Here is a 6855-nt window from a genome sequence, read left to right as displayed (position 1 = left end):
TCCGTCCTTGCTGAGGGAGAGGACGAGGGTATCTCTGCCCAGGTGGGCGGGTTTGGGGTTATCGAAGTTTTTTTCCTCGGCGATCTGGTTTCCGACCATGACGACGGATCCGTCTTCGAGAGCGATGGTTTTGGTGTAGGATGGGGAGTCGGGGATGTTCGTGGGATAGGGGGTGGACCATGTGTTACCGCCGTCGGGGGAGGTGCTGACGAAGAGGCGGTGGGAGTATCGCTCGTCGCGGAAGAGGGTGACCAGGGTGCCGTCTTCGAGGGCGTAGGTGCTCGGCTCGCACAGGAGGGGTTTGCCGGGGGTTCGCGGGAGGCGGCTCCTCCAGGGGTAGGAGTACTCCTTGCTGGCAGCGAGGATGGCCTGGTACTCCCCGGGGCTGACGCACTGGCTGTGCTCGAGGACGGGGAAGGCGATTTGGTCGGGGGCGGGAGGTTTGCCCTCGACGGTGAAGATGGGCCCCCATGTGCCCGCGTCCGTCAACTCGCGTGCCAGGATGCCGTAGTAGATGCGTTTGTCGAAGATGATGCCCCGCTTGCGGTCCTTGGTAGGGCTGAAGAGCGTGTTGTCGGGATTGCGGAAGCCGTCCATGGCGGTGAGCTTGGCCAGGGCGAAGAGCTTGTCGCCGACCTGGACCCAGCCGAGGGTCGTCAACAGCAGGCCGGTTTCGGATTTCTCCTTAAAGGGGCCTGGCGAGGGAAAGGCCTCGGCATGGCTGCTCCAGTGCAAGCCGTCAGGGGAGGTGGCGAAGAGGACGCGCTGGCCGGGGGCGTCCTCAAAGTGGCGGTTATTGCTCCACAGGGCGTAGATCGTACCCTTGTGCACGGTTATTTGGGCATGGTGGTTGTAGCCGCCGGTCTCGTCCGTGGCGGCAAAGACCAGCGCGTGGCGCACGCCCTCGATCTGAGGGTAGCCTGCCCCCAGGACATCGGCCCGGGGCATGGGGGCGGTCCACATTTTGACCACCTCGACCCCATGTATGTTGACGTCGCCGTCCTGGAGCTCCAGCAGGGGTTCGGCCAGGTCGGCGGCCCGCAAGAGGGGCACCGCGCTGGTCATTAAAAGGCAAAGCGAGAGGCAGGCAGCCTTCCTGGTTCGGGTCGAATAGTTCATGGACAGGGTCTCGGGTTGGGGGAATATGGCGGATTTTACCTAGTGGTAGAATCCTATTTTACGACATACGCAACCCAAAAAACGACAGTCCCGGGCAAAATCGAATCCACAAATAAACCGCTTGACTATTCGGGCTATAATCTGCTTAAAATTCCGTCGCATTAGAAGCACGATCCTTCTTAAATGCTTTCAGTTTAATTGAAAACCCCCAACGCTAATAACAAATAAGTTGTTTACATTATGAAATTCTACTCCATCAGGACTCTGGCGCTGACCGCTTCGGCCGCGATGCTGCCCGCCCTCACCCCGCTCTCGGCCGCAACAGTCGAAGGAGCCAGCGTCTACATCGATTTCGGATCGACCCTGACCCCTGAGGCAGGATTCACCGAACTGTCGGTTGCCGCCACCGGAGCGGTTGCCTTCTACGAGCAGTCCCTGTCCAACCTCGAAGACAGCGCAGGCAACCTGACCGGCTCCAGCTTCCTGCTCAATGTCTCCAATGGCACCCGCAATGTCGCCGGCAGCAATTCGTCCAATGACCACGACCCGGTCCCCGGCATCCCCGTCAGCGCCACAACCGACGGGATCTGGTTCAACAACCAGAACACCGGCACCGCCGGAGGCGAGGCTTTCGGCTTTACCCTGACCTTCAGCGACCTCGACGACAACTACGCCTACAACATCATGGTACTCATGGGCGACGGAACCACCACCGACTTCCTCTGGCAGATCGCCACCGGCTCCGGTGACCCCGACTCCATCACCATCACCTCCTCAGACGCAGTCTCCGCCGTCGCCACCTGGACCAGCGTCACCCCCACGGACGGTACCATCGTCATCACGGGACTGGCAGCCGGACCGCTCGCCGGTAGCAATACAGGAAGACTCAACCTCGTCTCCCTCACCGCCGTCAACATCCCCGAAACATCTTCCGCCACATACGGCATCGCCGCACTCATAATCGCAAGCCTCTTCTCAAGGAAAATATATCGCAGAAAGCGGTGAAGATAGCAAAGCACAACACGATGTGAGTAATGTATATCCGAAGGTGTTGTTGCCCGGTGCCCCATAACACAAGCGCGTCTCCCATGAAAGAGTCCCCGCTACGAATAAAAGGAAGAGCTGTCGCGTTTACCCTGATAGAACTACTGGCTTGTGTAGCTATTATCGGCATACTTTCAGCCATTATTTTTGCGGGAATTAGCCATATCCGCATCTCGTCCAACAAGACAAGCGGAATAACAACCATGCGCTCGGTTGCAATGGCACTGCAGATCTACACCCAAGACAAGGGTGCCATGCCAGGGCCAACATTTAGATTGCAAAACGCACTATACAACGGGAAATGGGGATTGGTTAATTACCTTGCCCCTTACATGGGAGCCCCCAGTGATCCGACAAACACCATATTAGACAGCTTTGTTCCTTCTCCGTTTTTGGATTACATCAAGGAAGAGGGCAATGAACAGACTATCGTCTATGAGGCGAATCAGGATAACGTCGGCACCGGACCCAGCGGACGAAGCCAGTCAATTTGGGCTCACATTTCAGCCGTTCAGAGTCAGCCGGCCAACGAAACACCCATCACCCCCTTCAATATCTACTATGCACTGGATAACCTTGATGGAGGCGAATTCTGGATGATCCGAACATCGTTTGAGGAGGCCAGGGGGCATCCAGAGGCGGAAGATATTTACGCCGGCGAGCGTGTAGTTTTATTTTTGGATGGTCATATTGAAATGGTCGAGGACCCAGACATGACCGAAGAATAGAAATAAGCGAATCTTCCGCATGGCTAACTATGAAACCACCCGGCGCCGGGAGAATATTGCACATAGCCATCAACTCGACCTCCGCATCGAACTCTTAGTCTCATTGGTAAACATGATAAGAATAAAGACTTGGCTCTCGTTGATTTTTATTGTCGCCTCGACATCAGCCTTAAATGCCCAGACCGAAAAATATCATTATCAGATAATCAAGGAATCTATTTATCGCGACTATACGGGAATGTTTCGCGAGGAAGGCGGAGCGTTGACGTATCCCTTTATGACTCCCGGGAGCGAGGAATACAACGATGTCCTATGGGACTGGGATTCATGGCTCAGTAATATCGCAATTCGCCAAATCCTTTTAAATATAGGGGATGAGGAGCTGTCCAATAAAGCGGTAAGGTATGAGCAGGGTTGCGTCCTTAACTTTCTTTCTTTTTGCGGAATTGATGGATGGATACCCATTAACGTAAAAAGAGATACAGACATTGATAAGCTGAAGCCCGACAATATTTACTCTACGAACATGCACAAGCCATGCTTGGCGCAGCATGCCGCGTTTCTTGTTGGAATGAGCAATGGCGATGCCGACTGGTTGAGAGAAGATTTTTATAAACTTCAGTATTTCGTCAATAACTACCAATACCATCAACGCGATCGAGCTACAGGCCTTTACTTTTGGAACGACAGCAGGGGAATTGGTGTAGACAATGATCCGAGCACGTTTTACCGCCCCCCGCGCAGCTCTGGCTCCATCTATCTAAACTGTTTAATGTACAAGGAGCTCCAGTCCATGGCCTACCTGGCGGAACAATTGGGCTACGTTGAGATTTCCAAACAATACAAAATAGATGCGGATAATCTAAAGGTCGCGATCCGTGAGCATTGTTGGGATGAACGTGACGGCTTTTACTACAGCGTTGATCTGAACCTCCTACCGATTCAAAATGAAAGATGGGGACAGCATTCGGGGGCTCCGAGGACTTGGGATTGTCTGATTCAGCGCATTGGGGTCTGGTCGGGATTTATGGCCATGTGGGCGGGCATTGCGACTCCCGAACAAGCTAAAAGAATGGTGGAGGAGCACTACAATAATGAAAGAACATTCAATGCCCCATATGGAGTTCGAAGTCTTTCTAAAATGGAGAAAATGTATAACGTAAAAGCTTCCGGAAACCCGTCGTCATGGCTGGGGCCTGTCTGGGGTATTTCCAACTACATGACCTGGAGGGGACTCGTTGACTATGGCTATGAAGAAGAAGCGAGAGAGCTTGCTATAAAAACAGTCAATATGTTCGGGAGAGACCTCAATAAGACAGGGATTATGCATGAGTATTATGAGCCAGATACGGGTATGCCGATTTTGAATCCCGGGTTTAAGAATTGGAATTATTTGGTTATTAATATGATCGCGTGGCTAGAGGGCGAGGACACTATCCATGAGTTCTAAGAATACGCCTGATCCTCCAGAAACTTCCCCAGGTTCAATCTCAGATTCTACAAGCCGAAGTCATCATGCGGAGAAAGGAACCCTCAGCACCCCGGCGGCTTTGTTTCAACGTAACCGTCCGGGCTTGGTCCCACTTTTCAAAGCAGGCAGTCTGGTGTAAGATTTGTGGATGGATTTGGAGTTGGTGGATACGGGGGCGAAGCGCGACAGTCGGGGTCGTCGGATCGAGAGTCGTGAGGAGCGTGAGCGTTTACTTGAGAGCTACGATGGGAGCGGATTGACGCAGAAGGCCTTTGCGCGGCGCGAGGGAGTGGCCTACAACACGCTGGTGTACTGGCTCAAGCAGCGTCGCGAGCGCAGTCAGGCAGGTGGAGGCGTCGAGTCTAAACCTCTTTTCCATGAGATGACGGTGCCGTCCTGCGGGGCCTCTTTGTTGGAGGTATGTTTGCCGGAGGGGCTGATCTTGCGCGGGGGCGATGCGCAGTCGCTGGCGGCATTGGTCAAGGCGTTGCGATGCTGAGCTTGCCCCATCAGCTGCGAGTTTTTGTGGCGGTGGAGCCGGTGGACATGCGCAAGCAGTTTGACGGGCTGTGGGCGGTGGCACGGGACCACTTGGGCGAAGATCCCAAGGGCGGGGCGCTGTTCGCCTTTACGAACAAGACGCGCAACCGCCTAAAGCTGCTGTATTTTGACGGGACGGGGGTGTGGGTGTTTGCCAAGCGCATCGAGCAGGGGCGGCTGAGCTGGCCGATCGGCAGCGACACACGCAAGCTGACGATCACCCCGGCGGCGATGACCATGCTGATGAACGGCATCGACCTGAAGCAGGGGACGCTCAAGGCGTGGTACGAGCGTTAAAATCAGCACGGTTCTCAACACTGTCTTGACGGCCATCGTATCATGTTTTGGATACAGGCATGGACAGCGACGCGGGCTCCCCGGATGTGGAACAGTTGCGGCGCATCGTCGATGAGCAAAACGGCGTGATTGCGGTTTTACGCGAGCAGGTGGACTGGCTCAAAAAGCAGCTCTTCGGGGCGGGCAAAAGTGAGAAGCTCGACAGCGCTCAACTGCGCTTGCGCCTGGACGACCTGGAGCGCCAACTCGAAGCGGTCGAAAAACAAAGTATCGCTTACGAACGTCGTGCCCCCAAGGCGGGCAAACATGAAACGCCTGCTGAGCGCTTCAAGGACCTGCCGGTGGAGGAGACCGTGGTGATTGAGCCGCCGGAGGTGCAGGCCGAGCCGGAAGCCTTTGAGAAGATCGCCGAAGAAGAGACCCTTGAAGTCGATATCCACCCGCCGAAGCTGTTTAAACGCCGCCTCGTTCGCCCCAGGTATCGCCGCAAGCTTGACCGCTCGCAGCCGCCGGTGGTGGCCCCCGCGCCCAGGCGCGTGATCGACGGCAGCTACGCTTCGGCGGGCCTGTTGGCCTGGATCGTTTTAAGCAAATACGTGCAGCACCAGCCGCTTTACCGCCAGGAAAAAGCCTCGTCCATGTGGGGCGCACCTTTGTCACGAAAAACCATGACAGACTGGGTCGAGGCCGTAGCCGAGTGGCTCAAGCCCATCTACAACTACATGCGAACGGACTTGCTCGCGGGCCCCTACATCCAGGCGGACGAGACGCCGGTGCGCTACTGCGACTCCGACCACAAAAAAGGCAAAACCGAACAGGGCTGGCTCTGGGCCATCTCGCGGCCCGGCGGCGACGTCGTCTTTGACTGGCGGCTCTCTCGCCGACACGGCGAGCTGACGTCATTGCTGGACGGATACACCGGCCTGCTCCAGTCCGATGCCTACGGCGCCTACGAAGACTATGCCTCGGGCAACAAGGACGTCATCGCCCTGGGCTGCATGGCCCACGTCCGGCGCAAGTTTTACGACGCCCTCGCCTCCAACAAACGCGAAGCCACCCTCGTGCTCCGACTCATGGCCAGGCTTTACGAACGCGAGGCCACTTACCGCGAAGAAAACCTCGTCCCCGACGAGCGCAAACGCCGCCGTCAGCGAGAAAATGAGATCACGCTGACCCGCCTGCAAAAGGTCATCTCCCTCGCCAGCCGAAAGGCCCTCCCCAAGTCCGCCCTCGGCAAGGCCTGCGCCTACGCCATCTCCCAGTGGCCCCAGCTCGTTGCCTTCCAAAAACACGGCATCGCCGAGATCGACAACAACCTCATGGAAAATGCCATCCGCCCCTCAGCCCTGGGAAAGAAAAACTTCCTCTTCATCGGACACCCCGAGGCCGGCCAACGATCCGCCATCATCTACTCCATCGTCGTCTCCTGCCAGCGCCACAACATCGAACCCTTCCAATACCTGCGCAACATCCTCTCGCGCCTCCCCAATATGACCAACCAGCACGACATCAGCGCTCTGTCACCTGCCAAATGGTCACCAATAGCAACCCAAGCCTGAATCCAAATCGTAACCAGTGGGAAACCCCAAGGGTTACCAGAGAGAAAAATCCACCCTCACAAAGGCAACTCAAGCAGGACACACTCCGGACGCTTAC

At 56.0% G+C, this 6855-nt stretch carries 7 protein-coding genes; 6 read left to right on the top strand and 1 reads right to left on the bottom strand.

Annotation, left to right across the window (positions count from 1 at the left end; translation table 11 throughout):
- Window positions 1–1119: exo-alpha-sialidase (locus H5P28_RS00570; protein WP_185673772.1), on the bottom strand; the 1119-nt coding region annotated here is incomplete at its 3' end.
- Window positions 1120–1359: 240 nt separating this feature from the next.
- Here H5P28_RS00570 and H5P28_RS00565 point away from each other — a divergent pair.
- From H5P28_RS00565 to tnpC, 6 genes are all read left to right on the top strand, one after another.
- Window positions 1360–2124, top strand: coding sequence for a hypothetical protein (locus tag H5P28_RS00565; protein ID WP_185673771.1), 765 nt, complete (start codon window positions 1360–1362; stop codon window positions 2122–2124).
- An 83-nt stretch (window positions 2125–2207) separates the two neighbouring features.
- A complete protein-coding gene (locus H5P28_RS00560; protein WP_185673770.1) occupies window positions 2208–2891 on the top strand; it encodes a type II secretion system protein in 684 nt (227 codons plus the stop codon).
- Between the two features lie 19 nt (window positions 2892–2910).
- The gene (locus H5P28_RS00555; RefSeq protein ID WP_221773318.1) at window positions 2911–4341 is read left to right on the top strand and encodes an MGH1-like glycoside hydrolase domain-containing protein; all 1431 of its coding nucleotides are present in this window, start codon (window positions 2911–2913) and stop codon (window positions 4339–4341) included.
- Window positions 4342–4510: 169 nt separating this feature from the next.
- Window positions 4511–4861: an IS66 family insertion sequence element accessory protein TnpA gene (gene tnpA, locus H5P28_RS00550; protein WP_185673692.1), complete on the top strand. Its 351-nt coding sequence runs from the start codon at window positions 4511–4513 to the stop codon at window positions 4859–4861.
- Window positions 4855–5199, top strand: a complete 345-nt coding sequence (gene tnpB / locus H5P28_RS00545; RefSeq protein WP_185673693.1) for an IS66 family insertion sequence element accessory protein TnpB — start codon at window positions 4855–4857, stop codon at window positions 5197–5199. Before tnpA ends, tnpB begins: the two co-directional genes overlap by 7 nt.
- 59 nt (window positions 5200–5258) lie before the next feature.
- Window positions 5259–6758, top strand: a complete 1500-nt coding sequence (gene tnpC, locus H5P28_RS00540) for an IS66 family transposase (RefSeq protein ID WP_185673694.1) — start codon at window positions 5259–5261, stop codon at window positions 6756–6758.
- Window positions 6759–6855: the final 97 nt, after the last annotated feature.

Origin of the sequence: Ruficoccus amylovorans (assembly GCF_014230085.1) — a bacterium.
Lineage (GTDB): Bacteria > Verrucomicrobiota > Verrucomicrobiia > Opitutales > Cerasicoccaceae > Ruficoccus > Ruficoccus amylovorans.
Note: the sequence above shows the minus strand (reverse complement) of the source record. Positions and strands in the feature narration are given on the sequence as shown.